The organism is uncultured Paraglaciecola sp. (genome assembly GCF_943787955.1).
GTDB lineage: Bacteria > Pseudomonadota > Gammaproteobacteria > Enterobacterales > Alteromonadaceae > Paraglaciecola.
Genome location: NZ_CALSOK010000010.1, coordinates 398,640 through 415,833, shown reverse-complemented (window position 1 = coordinate 415,833; position 17,194 = coordinate 398,640). Strand labels below are relative to the sequence as shown.

17 protein-coding genes and 1 tRNA gene are annotated in these 17,194 nt (G+C 41.9%); 10 read left to right on the top strand and 8 right to left on the bottom strand.

All coding sequences use genetic code 11. The annotated features are described in order from the left end of the window. Nucleotides 1-333 precede the first annotated feature (333 nt). Together Q0Y52_RS09595 and Q0Y52_RS09590 are read right to left on the bottom strand one after the other, a co-directional pair. The gene (locus tag Q0Y52_RS09595; protein ID WP_297820974.1) at nucleotides 334-1,503 is read right to left on the bottom strand and encodes a hypothetical protein; all 1,170 of its coding nucleotides are present in this window, start codon (nucleotides 1,501-1,503) and stop codon (nucleotides 334-336) included. Nucleotides 1,504-1,505: 2 nt separating this feature from the next. Next, a complete protein-coding gene (locus Q0Y52_RS09590) occupies nucleotides 1,506-1,853 on the bottom strand; it encodes a hypothetical protein (RefSeq protein WP_297820972.1) in 348 nt (115 codons plus the stop codon). Between the two features lie 662 nt (nucleotides 1,854-2,515). Between Q0Y52_RS09590 and Q0Y52_RS09585 the strand changes: the two genes are divergently transcribed. From Q0Y52_RS09585 to Q0Y52_RS09575, 3 genes are all read left to right on the top strand, one after another. Then, nucleotides 2,516-3,214 (top strand): VWA domain-containing protein, encoded by a 699-nt coding sequence (locus Q0Y52_RS09585; RefSeq protein WP_297820970.1) that lies wholly within the window; start codon nucleotides 2,516-2,518, stop codon nucleotides 3,212-3,214. Between the two features lie 114 nt (nucleotides 3,215-3,328). After that, nucleotides 3,329-4,090, top strand: coding sequence for a DnaJ domain-containing protein (locus tag Q0Y52_RS09580; protein ID WP_297820968.1), 762 nt, complete (start codon nucleotides 3,329-3,331; stop codon nucleotides 4,088-4,090). 584 nt (nucleotides 4,091-4,674) lie between these two features. Next, a complete protein-coding gene (locus tag Q0Y52_RS09575) occupies nucleotides 4,675-5,124 on the top strand; it encodes a hypothetical protein (RefSeq protein ID WP_297820966.1) in 450 nt (149 codons plus the stop codon). A gap of 344 nt (nucleotides 5,125-5,468) precedes the next feature. Here Q0Y52_RS09575 and Q0Y52_RS09570 read toward each other — a convergent pair whose 3' ends face one another. Then, a complete protein-coding gene (locus Q0Y52_RS09570; RefSeq protein WP_297820964.1) occupies nucleotides 5,469-6,257 on the bottom strand; it encodes a DUF1524 domain-containing protein in 789 nt (262 codons plus the stop codon). A 607-nt stretch (nucleotides 6,258-6,864) separates the two neighbouring features. Between Q0Y52_RS09570 and Q0Y52_RS09565 the strand changes: the two genes are divergently transcribed. Together Q0Y52_RS09565 and Q0Y52_RS09560 are read left to right on the top strand one after the other, a co-directional pair. Further along, entirely contained in the window at nucleotides 6,865-7,365 is a 501-nt protein-coding gene (locus Q0Y52_RS09565; protein ID WP_297820962.1) for a DUF952 domain-containing protein, read from the top strand. A gap of 1 nt (nucleotide 7,366) precedes the next feature. Then, on the top strand, nucleotides 7,367-7,804 hold the full coding sequence (locus Q0Y52_RS09560) for a DUF952 domain-containing protein (RefSeq protein WP_297820960.1): 438 nt from the start codon (nucleotides 7,367-7,369) through the stop codon (nucleotides 7,802-7,804). 208 nt (nucleotides 7,805-8,012) lie between these two features. Here the strand turns inward: Q0Y52_RS09560 and Q0Y52_RS09555 are convergent. Continuing rightward, a tRNA-Met gene (locus tag Q0Y52_RS09555) sits at nucleotides 8,013-8,089 on the bottom strand. Between the two features lie 208 nt (nucleotides 8,090-8,297). After that, nucleotides 8,298-9,512, bottom strand: coding sequence for a beta-ketoacyl-ACP synthase I (gene fabB, locus Q0Y52_RS09550; protein ID WP_297820958.1), 1,215 nt, complete (start codon nucleotides 9,510-9,512; stop codon nucleotides 8,298-8,300). A gap of 201 nt (nucleotides 9,513-9,713) precedes the next feature. Between fabB and mnmC the strand changes: the two genes are divergently transcribed. Continuing rightward, nucleotides 9,714-11,720, top strand: coding sequence for a bifunctional tRNA (5-methylaminomethyl-2-thiouridine)(34)-methyltransferase MnmD/FAD-dependent 5-carboxymethylaminomethyl-2-thiouridine(34) oxidoreductase MnmC (gene mnmC / locus Q0Y52_RS09545; RefSeq protein ID WP_297820956.1), 2,007 nt, complete (start codon nucleotides 9,714-9,716; stop codon nucleotides 11,718-11,720). Between the two features lie 46 nt (nucleotides 11,721-11,766). Here the strand turns inward: mnmC and Q0Y52_RS09540 are convergent, their stop codons facing one another. From Q0Y52_RS09540 to Q0Y52_RS09530, 3 genes are read right to left on the bottom strand one after another with little or no spacing between them, the layout of a single operon-like run. After that, nucleotides 11,767-12,060, bottom strand: coding sequence for a YfcL family protein (locus Q0Y52_RS09540; RefSeq protein WP_297820954.1), 294 nt, complete (start codon nucleotides 12,058-12,060; stop codon nucleotides 11,767-11,769). Next, nucleotides 12,057-13,232 carry an ATP-NAD kinase family protein gene (locus Q0Y52_RS09535; protein ID WP_297820952.1) on the bottom strand — a complete coding sequence of 392 codons (1,176 nt, stop codon included), beginning with the start codon at nucleotides 13,230-13,232 and terminating at the stop codon, nucleotides 12,057-12,059. The genes Q0Y52_RS09540 and Q0Y52_RS09535 overlap by 4 nt, the downstream gene beginning before the upstream one ends. After that, entirely contained in the window at nucleotides 13,216-13,809 is a 594-nt protein-coding gene (locus Q0Y52_RS09530) for an elongation factor P hydroxylase (RefSeq protein WP_297820950.1), read from the bottom strand. The genes Q0Y52_RS09535 and Q0Y52_RS09530 overlap by 17 nt, the downstream gene beginning before the upstream one ends. 161 nt (nucleotides 13,810-13,970) lie before the next feature. Between Q0Y52_RS09530 and Q0Y52_RS09525 the strand changes: the two genes are divergently transcribed. Genes Q0Y52_RS09525 through Q0Y52_RS09510 form a run of 4 tightly spaced genes read left to right on the top strand, consistent with a single transcriptional unit; the run spans nucleotide 13,971 to nucleotide 17,058 of the window. Then, a complete protein-coding gene (locus Q0Y52_RS09525; protein ID WP_297820948.1) occupies nucleotides 13,971-14,690 on the top strand; it encodes a CBM9 family sugar-binding protein in 720 nt (239 codons plus the stop codon). A 40-nt stretch (nucleotides 14,691-14,730) separates the two neighbouring features. Continuing rightward, nucleotides 14,731-15,426, top strand: a complete 696-nt coding sequence (locus Q0Y52_RS09520; protein ID WP_297820946.1) for a hypothetical protein — start codon at nucleotides 14,731-14,733, stop codon at nucleotides 15,424-15,426. A gap of 7 nt (nucleotides 15,427-15,433) precedes the next feature. Continuing rightward, the gene (locus Q0Y52_RS09515) at nucleotides 15,434-15,889 is read left to right on the top strand and encodes a thioesterase family protein (protein WP_297820943.1); all 456 of its coding nucleotides are present in this window, start codon (nucleotides 15,434-15,436) and stop codon (nucleotides 15,887-15,889) included. Beyond that, entirely contained in the window at nucleotides 15,886-17,058 is a 1,173-nt protein-coding gene (locus Q0Y52_RS09510) for a TIGR02281 family clan AA aspartic protease (RefSeq protein ID WP_297820942.1), read from the top strand. The genes Q0Y52_RS09515 and Q0Y52_RS09510 overlap by 4 nt, the downstream gene beginning before the upstream one ends. The last annotated feature ends 136 nt before the right edge of the window (nucleotides 17,059-17,194 follow it).

The window sequence follows — 17,194 nt, the reverse complement described above, 5'->3', positions numbered from 1 at the left end:
TAGTCATCAAGACCCAAGCATGAATAGCGACGTAGAATTTATCAGCATACTCCTCAACCATGTGACATAGGCTTTCATATCACCAGTAAAGATCACTTGCCGGCTGTTACCCCGTCGAATAACATGTTCTGGCACGCCAACCAGTGAGACTCTTGGCTTCCTCAGCATAAGAATAACTTAGTTGATGAGATTCAATTAAGTTAAGCCTTTAATCTGGATCTGCCCCCTTTTATTAATTTATCATCCAATGCACATCACATTTACTTAGTAGAAACCGCCTTGTCTAATCCATTCCCCTGTAACCTAAAAAAACGTGCAAGGTAAACCACGCAATTAAAAGTGAGTTTGCCACCCTAATTCAACAACATTGTTGGTCTGTCGGTCAAAAGGCAAGCGCCCAGACGAGTAACTAACGAATAAACCATTGGTACCACTAAGACTGTAAGTCTTGAATTGGTAGCTATCTAAGTTGCCATTTTTTACTATTTCGGAAGGGCTGAGCTCTTTGTAATAACGATAGTTGAAGGTAAATACGATGGGTGTGCCGCTAATTTCTGTTAACGGAGCCCATAGTGAGACTTCACCTGAAAAGCGATAATAACTGGTATTATCGCCGGCCAGTGCTCGCGGTGTTTTATTATTCGGGTCAATGGTATCTACGCCCAAACGAACGGCGGGTGTCACACTTAATGCGCCTAACCAGGAGTTGTCGCCCCAGTCTTCATATTGGGCAAAAACAAAGGCACTGACTTTAGTTTGCGTCGCTTTAAATTCTTGATCGGCTTCATAACCAAGGTCGACACCGAGCTGGTAATTTTGATAAGAGTTTAAAAACTCGCTGGTACTGGCCAAATAATTGAGCCCTTTCTCATTAGCCTTACAGTTTTCTGGAGTTAATTCAGTCACTCCACCTCCACATTGAGCCGCAGCCAAACTCAAATCAGATAGAGCCTTCGCAAACTCCTCGCCGTGCTCAGGAATATCAGTGAACCAGTTGCCGTTAAGGGTAAGTTTAGCCTCAATGAAGTTGTGGGGGTTTTTGGCGGCGTCTTGAGTCAGGGTGCCCGTTGCCTTAAAATCGGTGGCAATACTGCGATTCCAACCATTTTTCGATTCGATTCTCTTCTTATTAATACTGTGGGCATACTCAAAAGTAACGGCGAGTACATTGTCGCCGTCTTCCACGTCCAATGACTTGAACTTAAGACCGATAGGAGGTGTCTCTCCAAAGGCTTTATTTAAGGCTGAGTTTAAGAATTGTGGTTGGGCAAAACCTTCCTTTAAGCCTTCTTTAAGGGCATTTTTATCTACTTTATCCCATGATGCCGATTCTGCGGCAGCCTTAACAAGAGCAGTACAACTTTCCGGCGGTAGAGCCGAAAATTTATCGCATATTGTCGCTGAATGTTGCTGCAAATTTTGCTCTAAGATGTCGCTAAAGATATTAGGTTGAGCTACTGCAGAAAAGGCGGGTACTAAAGTTAATGCGCAGATTAACTTCATGATTATGTTTCCCCAAGAAAATGATATGCCTCATCAACCGGGTCACCCAAGTCTTTTAGTAGCTTCTCAGGATCCTTTAATACTGCATATATGCTGTCTATCGCATTTTGCTGGGAAATACCCTCTTCATACTTGGCTCGGTATAAACTGGTCATTGCATCGTCGACCAATTGAGCATGTGCAAGCGCTTTATTGTTAGTCATTTCGACACTTTCACCCGAAGCAGATTTAATTAAAAACCTTGTTGACCATTCTCCAGAAGGGTGAAAAGGTGAGCTTTTTTGACCCAAATGCCATTTTTCAAAAAACCACAAGCTTGTGTGCGCGCGATTGTTGTTACTCCAGCTCATTGTAATAGTCCTTTTGTTGTTATATTTAATTCACTTCCACTGTATCTCAGGGTCAGGTCTTCAACTTTGTGCAAAATACAAGACCTAACCCCTCTAACTAAAATCATACACTAACCGAGTAGAAATGGAATTACACTTGGAGTGGAATATTATCCACCAGTCAGTTTGGAATTATAAAGACAGATATGGACGCACCCGTGATGTCAACGTATTACCTATCTCTTCATGCTGATTTTCAGCACAAATTACGTTCTTAATTAGCTTATACCGCTAGTCTGTTGTGCTAAAGGTAGTCTCAACCTGCAGGGTCACAGGGTCAGGTTCGTTGAAAAATAGAAATCAGATGAGAGATTGGATCACCGTATTTTAGTGACAACTCCTTACCCGATTAAACGCAAGGTGTTCTAATTCCGAATTACTTGCTATACCTATTCGTATCCCTATCCATAAAACGTCAACACTTGTTCAAACAATCATCGAATTTTTAGATTTATTGATATACTAATGGCAACATATTCGACAGAGCAGACATACTGTACTTACTATATGTGTTATCAGTGTTGTGGTATTAATGTTGTCATCTAATTCATTACCTATTAAGTCTTTAGCCAATTATTGAATGGATTTTTTTACCTTAGGTTTAACATTAACAGGGGAATTACATGACCTCAAAGCTTCCTGATAAAAGGTCGAGCGCCCAAGATGTTCAGGCATTTATTGGTAAAGTCAAAAACACACCGCTGGCCACTGGTGTAGGCAAGGGCAGATTAATATTTGCAATGGATGCCACGGCAAGTCGTGAGCACTGCTGGGATATGGCGAGTCAACATCATGCGGCTATGTTTGTAGAGGCATATAAGGTAAGTACACTGAATGTGCAGCTTTGTTATTATCGGGGGATGGGTGACTTTACAGCGCTTCAGTGGACACGCAGCGCGGATGACATTAAACAAGCCTTACTGTCGGTGCGATGCCTAGCTGGACAAACCCAGATTGCCAAAGTACTCACGCATGCATTGTGTGAGACTCGCACCAGCAGAGTCAACGCGCTGGTATTTGTGGGTGACTGTGTTGAAGAAAACCCGGATACACTTGGCGCCTTAGCAGGGCAGTTGGGCATACTCAACCTACCTTTATTTGTTTTTCAGGAAGGAAAAAATCCAAAGGTTGGCAGTATCTTTTCACAGCTAGCGACATTGAGTGGCGGCGCACATTGCCAGTTTGACCAAGGCAGTGCTAGACAGTTAGGTCAGCTGTTAGCAGCGGTTGCGGTGTATGCGGCGGGCGGAAAACCTGCCCTAGAAAGTCATTTATTGAGTCAGGATAAGAGCGTGCGCCGGTTATTGCAGCAACTGAAATAATCATGATTAGATAGCCGCCAATAATCCAATTATTCCCACGGAAATAACCACACCGTAAATGAAAATATGATGGGCTTTGCGGCTTAACGGGTAATTCAAATAAGTGAACACACTATGTTAGTATTTGTCGCTTTAATAGCGGTTGTCATCATCGGTTATATCTCAGTGGGATATATTCAAACGCTGAAACAGGAACAAAGAAAAAAAGCCGGTGCGAAAGTCGGTGTGCTCGCGTTTATCTCGGGGCTGATCTTACTAACGGTTACTGGGAAACTTTATATTTTAGCAGCACTGGGAACAGGTTTGATTGTATTGGCTAAGCGCTTGTTTCCCTTTTTACGTTACTTTCCGCTTTTTCAAGGTCTTTTCCAGAAAGCTAAAACTAAACACAGTGCGGGTTCATCCAAGCATTCTACCGTTGAAACCAGTTTACTCAAAATGACCCTCGATCATGAAAGTGGTGAAATAGAGGGTGAATTATTGGACACGGTTAGCGAGGGTAAATATCTGTCTGAATTTGAGCTGCCAGATTTAATATCTCTGTATATCCTAGCGGGTAAGCAATATCCTGATTCTATTGAGATTTTGGCTACCTATCTTGATCGCAAATATGGTACTGACTGGCGCGAAGCTGCCAATCCAGGAAAGGGTTCTCAAAAGAACGGGCAACACTCTCACGAAAGCGATAGCATTGAGATGACTATCATTGAAGCTTATGCAGTGCTGGGTCTTGATAATAACGCAACGGAGGCAGAGATTATTGCCGCCCACCGCAAACTGATGTTGAAGCTCCACCCCGATAAGGGTGGAAGCAATTATCTGGCAACAAAAATAAACCAGGCTAAAGATTTACTCGTGAGCAGCAAGGACAAGTAAGCGTTAACCGCTCATGCTTCTACATTTGTGCTGTCTAGCACTTATTTGGACGCAGTGCTTCAATAATCAAAGGGTATTTAAGAAGTCATAGTTGACTTCCATCATCGTCATAAAAGCATCAACACTACCTCTATCATCATTGATAAAATTAAAGGTAGTACTGTAACGATTGCAATAAATTATTGTGGGCTGTAATGGTAATTTACAGCCGAACATCTTTGCTAAAAATCAATAGATAAAAGGGGGCAAGATCCGAATTAAGCAGATTGATTTTTTCGTCATCCAACTGGCTGGCCCTGCTTCCCTTCCTTCCACTTTTTTTGTGTAAGGGCTTCAATTTCTTCAACAAATCGTTCACTTCCTAAAGCCAAATCTTTATTCGCCGCTTGACGGTTCTGTTAATTTTCCTATTCGCTGTTAATTCGCGTTTATACTTAAGCAGGCTTTATAAGTGATGACAACAACCAGTTGACAGTTATCGTGTATCTATGTGAATGTAATACTGAATTTGAATAAAATTCGAGTGATTTAGGTAAGGGTTTAAATCTAAAAAATAATTCATTAAAATCTAAAGGACATAAAAAATGAAAAATGTATTAGTAACATTATTACTCACCGCGTTCAGTTTTACAGCGTTTGCACAGGACAGACTCGAGATTTACCAAGACTATGATTTGGGTACAGAAATCACAGTCATGACTACGGTAAAGATTGACGCAAATATGGAAGATATTTACTTGGCTGGTTTACGCAATAGTTGGGTAAAAGCAGTGAATTTGCAAAAAGAACTAGGGACAATTAAAGATTGGAAAATATTGGCCAGTGATTTACCCCAGAGCGGCGAATTTAATATGATCTTAATGGTCATGTTTGAAAGTGCTGCGGATTTAGAGCCAAGCAAGAAAAAATACACCGCATTTATGAAAAAATGGAGTGAGGAAGCTCGCAAGCAAAGTAACCAAATATCGGCTAAATATCCTGAGGTAAGAACGCTTACCGGTGAATATAGGATGAGGGAGATAATACTTAAATAATACAAAGGGGCCAACAGGCCCTTTTTTATGGCTTATATTTATATCCTGGCTAAGTCCAATGATTCACTATCTTAACGGCACAGGATCCGAAGGTTTAGACAGTAATAACGCCTATCTCAATCTGTTTCGTGTGTTGAAAAGATAGACCTTCATATCGTTCGAGTGTCGGTAATAGCTCCTTTCTAGGAGTTCGGCCAAGCTGCATATGGCACTCAACTACACCAACCCTTGTTGTTCACATATCAAATGACTATTCTAAAAAGAAAAGTTAAGAACGTATCTGTTGATCAGTTGCAAGCTTCTCATGATAGATATTTTATAACGGTTTTAGCTGCGCTGCAGTCTTAAAATACCTGTACTACATACTTATCACACGCCTTAACTAGTCTGTTAACCATTAGCTGTTCTGAGGGGGTGTATGCCAAATCATATTTGGACATGATGCGGTTAAAATGCATTACATACTGGCATCTATACAGATGGTTTGGAGGAAGCCAGTCATGGATACCTTTCGCACCTTTTTGCCGATTTAAAGTCGCATGAGCCAATATCAAATTATCAGTATCATTGGCAAATAACGCTTTTCGTGCCCTGCTCCATTTATTGGCCCCATGACCATGAGCAAACTTAAGTGGGACGATATGATCAAGATCTAAGTCTTTAGATATTGTGAAGGTGATATTAGAATAAGGATCATACCACTGCCCTGCCAGTACTTGGCATTGCCTAGCTGACCTAAAAGAAACCGGCTTGGTTGATGTTTTTATCAGTAACTCATGGCGGGTATTCTGGCAATCTTTATCGTTGTCTAACCAATGGGGCCACTCACCTCTATCGTAAAGCCCGGCATAAGGCCTGCTTTGCCCAATAGCTTCATCTGTGGCAACAGCTATCTGCTTTGTGCTCGCATTGGGTAAACGCCCACCAGCCATTATACAATTAGTAAGGGTATTGAATGGCTTATAATGTTTGGTCCTATTGAATGACCCACTGCTTGAGTCATGGCATATGCCAGATGAGGACGGCATAACCTTGGGTAGATTAATGGATTGTGCAGCCAACCTATGAATGGGGGTAACAAGGGCAAGAAATAACAAAAAACACACAGTTTTAAAAAAAGTTACAGCTTTCATTTACAACTTAAATAAGAAAATTCGCCACCATAGTCTGCCACACGAACAAAATAAAAAGCGTCTTTTTGCATCTGCTTTTAGCGTTAAACACTGATCGGCAAAGCCATTGTAAAATACCGTTCACAACAAAGGAATGAAATTATAGATGTCAACATTAAAAATGCATGAAACTCTAACAGATACAGAGCGGTTGCTCTTCAAATTATAAGGCTAGCCTGTTCGAGGTCAGCGGCCATCTCACATCATGGTGCGCCTGCCTAAATAGGTCAATGTTGTGAATGTTTTTATTGACCAGGTCTAAGGGGAGTAGCAATGTAGCCGAGAGCTATCATAATGATAACCAAAAAATAGAGAAGTAAGAAAGTTGCTCGAAAACAAATAAATACTCCTCAATATAAATTGGCGCCCTTTTTTGAGACAGACACCGCGCACCACAAAGAGTCAAAATAATATTTCTTTGGTGCATTCGCGTCTTTTTACAGGTGTGCTGCACCAAAAAAAAGCATGTCAAACACTTCATAAAGTAAATTTTGACATTAGGTTTTTATGTATATATTTTACATTGATTGTTGAACCACAGAGCAGTAAAAAAAGCATGAGAAAAATTATGTTAAACAGCACATTGGTATTTATTTTTACGATGTTATTTCAATCTTCCATTTTGGTGGCAAAAGAGAATGCAACAAGCGAGTACACCTCAAAATATCCATATATATTTCACCTTGTCCAAAAAGAGTTATGGGAAAAAACGCTAGCAAACAAGAGCACTTATTACCCTCCCACTTACACCCAAGACAAATTCACTCACGCCACGGCTAACCCAGATTTTTTACTGATTATCGGTAACCATTTTTATAAAGATGTAGTCGGGGATTGGTTATGCCTGAGAATGTCAGTTGACACGTTACAAGCCACCGGCGTAAAAACCATATTTGAAGGCACTGAGCCTGTAGGTGACAAACAACCTGATTTTCCAGGTACTGACAGCGAGCTTTTTCCGCATATTTTAGGGGGGATATCCCCGTCTGCAGTGATGCAAGTACATACTGTTGCAAGGGCCAGCGACGGTACATTTTTATCTGTGTCTGACATAATTGATGGTGAATGATATGCATAATAATAAGAGTTATTTTAACTTGCCTGCAAATCTAAAGCGTTTGTTAGCAGGAGGGTGTTTACTTTTAAGTTTTGTGGTGAGCACTGCAAGCTTGGCTGGCACCACTTTATATCACATTGTGAGCCAGCAAGAATTAGCGACCCTAACCAAAGATAATATTTATACACCTTTGAACTTTGCCAAAGAGGGCTACATCCATTTTTCTAAATTGTCACTTATCCCTTATTACGCCAATGAGCTTTACAAGGGTGAGAGTGCCAAAACGTTATTTCTGCTAAAAGTGACCTTTAGTGATGATGACAAAAACCTAAAATGGATTGGCGATAATCCTGACTATTATCTTGGATTAGATTTATCCATGGTCGAGCAGAAAACGCAATTTACAAAAGACCAGAATAATCAATGGGTATTGCCCAAACAAGAGTTATAAGAACAAGAGGGATTGTGCTTTGAGTCGTCTTTGAAACATTTGAAATCTATTGAAGAGAATACTAATGAAGAATGGGTTGGTAGCGGGAGCAGGATGTGAACCTTCGACCTTTCGTGGATACAAAAGAGCGAGCTTGTGGGCGATTGTGTTTTGAGTAGTCTTTGAAATATTAGAATACTATTGAAGAGAATACTCTTGAATAATCGGTTGGTTGCGGGAGCAGGATTTGAACCTACGACCTTCGGGTTATGAGCCCGACGAGCTACCAGACTGCTCCATCCCGCGTCCGATTCGAGCGGCAAGATAACCGCTATGGCTCGACTACGCAAGTTAAGTTTATTAAATAAATTTTGACTGATGATAAAAGCAGCACAGCTGCTAATGTATTGTACTTTTTAACTGAGCGAAGAAAATAAAAAGTCGCTCATTTTGCGAGCGGCTTTTCAATTATTTAAACTGGGTAAACCCAGCGTTTAAGGTTTCAGGCTGTAAATCACCCCTGATACTTCTGCATCACTAAAGTGGCGTTAGTGCCGCCAAAACCAAAACTGTTAGACATCACTGTGGTCAATGCGCCTTCACGAGTTTCAGTGACGACGTCCATGCCTTTTGCTAACACGTCTAGGTTTTCAATATTAATTGATGGGGCGATGAAATCGTTTTCCATCATCAAAATACTGTAAATCGCTTCATTTACTCCAGCAGCACCAAGTGCATGACCCGTCATAGCTTTAGTGGCGCTCAGTGGAGGCGTGGTATCCCCAAAGACTTCACGAATAGCCCAAAGCTCTTTTACGTCACCCACAGGAGTAGAGGTGCCATGGGTATTGATGTAATCAATGGGTTTATCTAGACCTTGCATGGCTTGTTGCATACAACGAACGGCCCCTTCACCTGACGGAGCTACCATATCTGCGCCGTCTGATGTGGCACCATAACCTACAATCTCAGCATAAATTTTGGCACCGCGAGCCAGTGCGTGTTCAAGCTCTTCCACCACCACCATTCCACCACCACCTGCGCCAACAAAACCATCGCGGTCTGCATCATAGGTACGAGAGGCCTTGGTTGGGTCGTCGTTGTACTTAGTTGACATGGCGCCCATAGCATCGAACTCTGCTGAAAGGGTATAATGTAATTCTTCACCACCGCCTGCAAAAATAATATCTTGTTTGCCTAATTGGATTTGTTCTAACGCGTTACCAATACAGTGGGCACTGGTTGAACAGGCTGAACTAATAGAATAGTTCACACCTTTAATCTTAAAGGGTGTCGCCAAACAGGCTGATACGGTACTACCCATGCAGCGAGTCACCATATATGGCCCAATGCGCTTGACACCTTTTTCGCGCAAAATATCGATAGCCTCAACTTGGTTTTTAGACGATGCGCCACCGGAACCGGCAATGATACCTGTTCTTACGTTTGAAACCATGTCATCGCTCAAGCCTGAATCTTTAATCGCTTGTTGCATCGCAATATAAGCATAACCAGCCGCTTCGCCCATAAAACGTAATATTTTACGATCAATGTGCTCTTTAATATCAATATTCACTTTACCCCAAACTTGGCTGCGCATACCCGCTTGTTCAAATTCTTCGGAAAAAGTAATACCCGAACGACCTTCTCTAAGAGAGGTTGTGACTTCATCTTTATTGTTACCAATACTGGATACTATGCCCAGTCCAGTTATTACCGCTCTTCTCATGATTAACCCTTCAGAAAAAATTTTGCCCATATTCTAATGAATTTACTCAGCCAACTGGTCTGCTTTGAGCGTACACGTGTTAGCTTAATTTGAAAATCAAAGCCATGCAAATGATTACTGTGATTGTTATGACATAACGCATACCTTAATCTGTATAATATTCACCGATCTTTATACATAACTATCCAGAGCTGACTTAATTTGACTATTGCCAACGCCAACATTCGATTCAATGAAAATGGCACCCCTTATGCCACACAGTTTGAAGATCTGTACTTTTCTGATGCACAAGGCATCGATGAAACAACCCATGTATTTATTAAGCATAGTAACCTGCTAGCCCGTTGGAAAAAATGGCAAGAACAGCTGTTTGTTATAGCTGAAACGGGCTTTGGTACTGGCCTTAATCTATTAGTGACTATGCTGCACTTCGAAAAATTTAGACAACAAAGCAACAGCCCACTGTTTAGATTACATTTCATTTCAATAGAAAAATTTCCTATAAGCCATAATGATTTAGCCAAAGCTTTGTCCCTTTACCCAGAGTTAAAGGCATACTCTCACGCTTTGCTCGAGCAATACCCAATACCTGTAGCTGGATGTCACCGCCTGACGTTTCTTGGGGGTAAGGTTATTTTAGACTTGTGGTTAGGGGATGTGCATGACGTTTTACCTAAGATTGAAAACACACCTCAAGGTTTAATCGATACTTGGTTTCTTGATGGCTTTGCGCCCAGTAAAAATCCAGACATGTGGACCCAAGGGTTATTTGAGCACATGGCATTACTGGCTAAAGATCAATGCCATCTTGCCACATTCACCGCAGCAGGTCATGTCAAACGTGGCTTAAGAGAAGCCGGGTTTAAGGTACAGAAACAACCCGCCCATGGTCGCAAAAAAGATATGTTGGTGGGAATAATTGATAAACCAGCCAATAATCCAAGTCGATTACCCTACTTTGCGCGCATACCCGCAAGCATTCAGCAAAAGCCAATTAACAAAACACCCAAGATTGCCATCATTGGGGGGGGGCTAGCAGCAGCCAATTGTGCTTATGCACTGAGTCAAAGGGGATTACAAGCCACACTTTATTGCCAAGACAATGCGTTAGCCGCAGGCGCTTCAGGTAATGCCCAAGGTGGATTTTACCCACAACTTAATGCTCAAGCAGGGCACGCCAGTCAAATCCATGCCTTGTCATTCAATTATGCGAGCAAGCTATATCGAGAGTTACTCAATCAAGGTATTCAATACAGTCATCAGTGGTGCGGGACTTTTCAGGTCGCTTTTAATGACAAGGTGGCTGCTCGTTATCGCAAATTAGTAGAAAACAAGACATGGCCAGAGGCTTTAATACATTGGATTGACGCACAACAAGCGACAAACATTGCCAAGGTGGATCTACCCTATCCGGGTTTATATATTCCACAAGGAGGATGGATTAATCTGCCTGAGTTAGTCGCAGGGCTTGTCAAAGCAGCCGACTCAAGCGTCATCGTTAATCAACAACTAACTTCCTTGGCACATATCAATGACGCATGGCAGCTAAATTGGCAAGATGGTAGTGAATCTGATGCAGATATTGTGATCATGGCAACTGGCAGCGATAGCGCCGATTGTCAGCAGATGTCTCAACTGCCATTTCGCTTGGTCAGAGGCCAGGTAGAAGCAATAAGCAGTCAAAACGAGCTAGCTAATCTAGCCACAGTGTTATGCCATAAAGGATATTTAACCCCCCAATGGCAAGGCTCTCACGCCATGGGGTCAACCTATGTCAAAGAGGATAGAAACTGTGATTATCGACTATCTGAACAGCACACTAACCTAACGATACATCAACAAGCACTAACAAAATGTGACTGGATTAATGGCATACGCCCCACAAAAAATGGCCGCGCAGCCATAAGATGCAGTACCCCAGACCATCTACCCATGGTGGGTGCGGTGCCGGATACCACTATACAATTAGAACAATATCATGACTTATATAAGGCTTTGCCTGCCAAACATTACCCCGCACCTAGTAATCACACTAACTTATTTATGTTATGTGGTTTAGGCTCAAGAGGATTAACCACTGCGCCTCTATGTGCACAAATATTAGTCAGTCAAATAGTAAACGAGCCGTTGCCGTTGTCGAGCAACTTGTTGGATGCTTTAAACCCCAATCGCTTTTTAGTCAGGGGGCTTATCCGCAGACAGGGCTGAAAAGCCTACGCAACTTGATGATAGGTATTCCCTTAGCGAGACTGACCTAACCCGATTGCAATGTCTGCCATAAACTTAACACTTGTTGCTGATCATCAGTAGTGAGTTCTTGGTGACTAAAAGCAGCGGTTAAACTGATCTCCATCAGCGCAGCTAATTGTTTAACCTGTGTCATTTGTTGCACTTGGCTTTGCCCCGCCTCAACAGCAAAGTGCCCCTGCAAATAACTGGCAATAAACAACTCTTGATCGTTGCCATGCTGCACTACTTGGTCTAAGTAACATTCAGTTTTATGAATAAAGGCAGTAAGCTCATTTTGTTGCTGCTTGGATGATGTCAAACTGTGTCCTTAATGGATAAATGTAAATTGGCTATGGGGTATAACACTTGGTCGTGATAACCGGTGATGATACTGATTAATCCTGACAGCTGTATATCTAACTTTGTATCGCCTGAATCAACAATCAATGGGCGTCCAGACAAATTAGACAGCTTGCTCTTGGTCGCTACCAACAAGATGTTATCTTTTTCTATAGACGTTAAAAAATCCGCACTCAATTGCTGGTTTCCGCGGCCTATTATATGTCCTTGACCACCAATCAAGGTCAGCACCAATTTGCAGTTTTGATGAGTCGTTAGCGCTATTAATTCACTGGCAGTCACATCACTGGCCAGCAATTTTTTATGTTTAATCACATCAACACCTAACAAGGTGTTTTTAATGCCCAGCTCTTGCATTACAAACTCAACGGTTGAGCCTGACCCCATGACAAATAGATGCTCAGGGTTATCCTCGATGATCTCAATGATATGCGCAGCGATATCCGCCAAGACCAGTTCATCAGACTCTTTACCACCCATCTTAACGGCTTGAATATATCTCAGTTCAGTCGGAACCTGCATTTCACCAAATTGACGGGCATTAACCTTACCGTTTCTAAACAACGCTTCATCAATATCCATGACCTCGGCATCACTGACACTGACTATTTCACCCTTTATCACTTGCTTTAATACTCTACCGGCGGCCGCTGGAGTAATAGCATAAACAGCTGAGTGAATTTTACAGCCTGCAGGTACACCTAAAACAGGGACTGAACTACCCACTACATGACAGACATTACGAGCCGTGCCATCACCACCAGCAAATAAAATCAAATCGACCTGATGAGCAAGCAACGCTTTTGCTGTGGCTTCAGTATCTTGGCCTTCTGTTTGTAAGTTTTCAGGCTGATAGACCAGGGTATAATGAAAGCCCATATCCTTAGCCAGGGTTTCACCCATATCGCCTGATGCAACATAGAGCTGCACTTGGTCTTGAATAGTTACAATATGCGCAAGGGCTAAGCGGGTTTTATCTAGGGCTTTTTTTTCTGCTCCCATGGATAAGGCTTTTTCGCGGATTTCAACACCATCGCTACCTTTTAATGCTAAGGCCCCACCAATGCCAGCATAAGGATTGACTAACAAACCTAACTTAAATAGTCTGTGAAGTTTAGGCTGATTCAACATCGAACATCTCCCATTGCAGGTCGTCTGTCTGATAAAACTTTTGCAACACCCCCATAAACTCTGCGGCACGAGTTGGAAAACCATACTCTAGGTACAACATGATTTGTCGTTTTACCGCATTTTGGAAACCTTGAATATCAGCAGCTGCCCCCTTTAAATTATCAGTACTGACTGTAAAGGGTTTGCCTGCCACACAAGAGAAGGCCCACTCGATTGCCTGGGGTTTCACTTCTACCTTTTCAAATTCAACTTGCTGTTGCATATCTCTACCATCAGGGCTATACCAATAACCATAATCTTCTAACAAACGTCTTTGTTTACCTGCAATACACCAGTGAGCTATTTCATGCAATGCACTGGCAAAGTAGCCGTGGGCAAACACTATCTGATGGTGTTGTGAACGTTGCGCGGGGATATAGATAGGCTCGTGATCTCCTTTTACCAAAACCGTATTTTCAGTCTCTGTAAAAGTGGCATTAAATAACACAATAAGATCCTGAAAGTTGTGCAATATTGCCCCGTCTGAAGACTGCGAGCAGAGAGTTTGTTTAAGAGATAAAGCAGTGTTTATATTCATATGGGTGGCATTCTATACATAAAAAGCATACATAAAAAGGGTGTAGGTGTAGCCCTAGTCCAACATTAGTCGAATATTTAGCCTCGGTGTTTGATTTCACCTATTGTTTTCGCTAAAAAATTACGCCAAGCTATAAACGAATTTTACCCAAGGAGAGTACTTTGTTACGAAGGTTTCTATTTAGCAGTGTGTGCGTTTGCGCACAAATTAGCGCCACCGAAATAAAACATACTGCCACTCCTATTATAATAGACGGTGCCGCTGAGCAGACATGGGATAATACCCAATGGCAACCCATGGCTTACTTGATGGCCGGATCGCAACCAAAAGAAACAGACTTTTCTGGACGTTATAAGTTGTTATGGGATAACCAGTATTTGTACCTACAAGCACAGATTACTGATGATATATTGTTTGACAAAACCGCAGATCCTACCGTCAAGTATTGGGACGATGACTGTCTAGAAGTATTCGTTGATAGCGATGCATCTGGTGGTAACCATCAATATAATCACAGCGCATTCGCTTACCATATCGCCTTAGACAACCAAACCGTAGATATTGGTGATGATACGAACGCGCATTTATATAATGGCCATGTGATCAGTCGTTGGCAGCGCGAGAATAAAACACCTAACGCAATCATCTGGGAAGCCGCCATCAAACTGTTTCCCAATACCTATAGCGACAAGCAACCTTTAGCCCCCATAATATTAAAACCCGAGCAAACTATCGGCTTTATGCTGGCCTATTGTGATAACGACGGCAGTGCCATTCGAGAGCATTTTATGGGTTCGCATAAAATCGAACCGCTGAACGGTGACACTAATCGTGGTTGGATAGACGCCAGCGTGTTTGGTCAGTTTAAATTAAAAAAATGAGCCCCATCTATTTAGCATGTTATATGGAGCATCTTTTATAATGAGTGACAGCACCAAGCAAATAATCCACCATTTACATGGTATTAGCACCATGCAAGAAATTGCAGACAAAGCGGGGTTAAATCCTGCCATTAGGGCGGTGCAAGTGTGGCAGTGCAAACGTTTGTTAGCCAGTCATCAGCAGATGTACCAACAAAAACGTTTTAAACCCGCGGTAGAATTTTTTATCAACGAACTCTATGGGCCCAATGATTTTAGCCAGCGCGATCAGGATATCGCCCGTATTGTGCCTAAAATGTCAAAATTTCTACCTGAGAAGGCACTCCATTCATTGGCCTCGGCGTTGCACTTAAACACCTTATCTTTTGAGCTAGACTTTAGTCTAGCCAAACAGTTAGTGGGCACCGAGATTAATCGTGATAGTTATGCCAAGGCTTATATCAGTTGCGACAACCTTGCCAAAAGACAACAACAAATTGACTATATCCGTACTTTGGGAAACGACTTAGCTGAGGTAGTCAAAATGAAAGGCATTTCAAGCTTATTATTTATCTCCCGAAAACCGGCAAAAATAGCAGGTGTTTTAGCTTTACATGAATTCCTAGCAAAAGGCTTTAAAGCCTTTAAAAACCTTGGCAAGGTGGAAGATTTCATTATACCTGTAGTAAATAAAGAACATCAGATTATGCAACAACTCATCAATTCAAATTCTCCAAATCCATTGCCAGATGTATAGTTAATTTATGACTTGGCTTTTCCCCACCCCCTTTTTATGCACTTGGCAGGTCACACCTGAGCAAATTGATCATTATCAACATGCCAATAACGTGGCCTACGTCAGTCAACTGGAAGTGACTTCATGGACACACTCCAAGCATTTGGGTTTGACTATTGAGCAATATCAAACTTTAGACAGTGGTATGGCGATTGTTCGACACGAAATCGATTATTTAGCCGCAGCCTATGTCAATGATTTGATTGATTGTGCCACCTGGATAGTACGCTGTGACAATAAGCTAAAGCTGGCGCGGCAATTTCAGTTTATTCGCCGCAGCGATCAGCTCACGCTATTAACGGCACGCACCGAGTTTGTGTGCATAGCTCTTTCAACGGGTAAACCTAAACGTATGCCAAAAGAGTTTACCGATATTTATGGGCCAGCCTCCCTCCCCTTTCAGTCAAAAGCAGCCAAAGAATGAACCAGTGGAATCGCCTATTACTGTTATTGCTTGGCGTCTCTGTAGTGTTTAATGTTTATTTATTATTTACCACACCCCAGCAAAATGAATTCGCCCTATCTGATGACAAGCATGCCAAGGTCAAACACATTTCAGCATCTGAACCATTATTAAACTTTAAGTTCAGTGAGCCACCGGCGGATACGCCAAGCCAAGCACCACCGACTATGCTCGTAAACAATCCAAGACCTAACACACCATTGAATCAGCTTTTGAGTAACAGAGTCGCGCTACTGGAACAGGCAAACTTGTGGTTACAACAGAATAGTTTCTTAAGGCTGGGCACATTTTTGCAAGGTTATTTGAAACAATACCCACAAGACATGGACTTTTTATTGTTAGAAGCAAAATTGAAGGTGGAAACCACTTTGTTAAGTGATGCCATCGCTCATTATTACGACTTATTAAGAAACCCTATGACAGCCGCACAGCAAAGTGAGATTGAACAACAAATCCAACAGCTAAGCCAAAACACCATTGAGCAGTTAAGGCGCAACTATTCGTGGGATATTTTAGCGATGTTTGTGGAGCCGCTGTTACAACTTGAGCCGAACAACAGACTTTACACCTTGTCCCTTGCTAGGGCTTATGCGGAACTTTTTCAAGAAGGCTTGATGGAAAATGTGCTGGCTTCCCTAGATTTTAACGACCCTGATGCACAAAACATTAGAAACATCATGGTAGCGCAACAAATATTACCCGCGAATGATAAAGTTGATAAATTAGATGTAGAGGAAACAAACACCAACCTAGGGCGCCCTGTCTCACTTAAACAATTTGGCAATCAATATGTAGTTGCGGCTACACTGAGCAGCAACCCAGTAGCACTATTAATTGATACTGGTGCGTCTGTCACCGCTATATCAAAACAATATTTTGATAATTTAAGTAACCGATACAAAACCAATTACCTGGGGCGTTTTAGTATTGGCACCGCAGCTGGCAATATTAAGGCGAGTATGTATCAATTTCAGGAGTTAACCATCAACCATGTCACAGTTCAAAACTTACCTGTGGTGATATTACCCATGCAAAGCATTAATAATGCCGACGGGCTATTAGGCATGAATTTTCTGCGAGAATTTGACTTTAAAATAGACCAACGACAGTCAGTGATGTTTATTCAATAATCTTTTAATACTGTGCAATGAAAGTTATGTCGAGCATCGACAAATCGACAGCAAGGCCGATATGCACGGGGATGTATCTAATTAACATCCATTGGTGATCCAAAAGATACTCAGTCACCTGAATACAAAGAATACG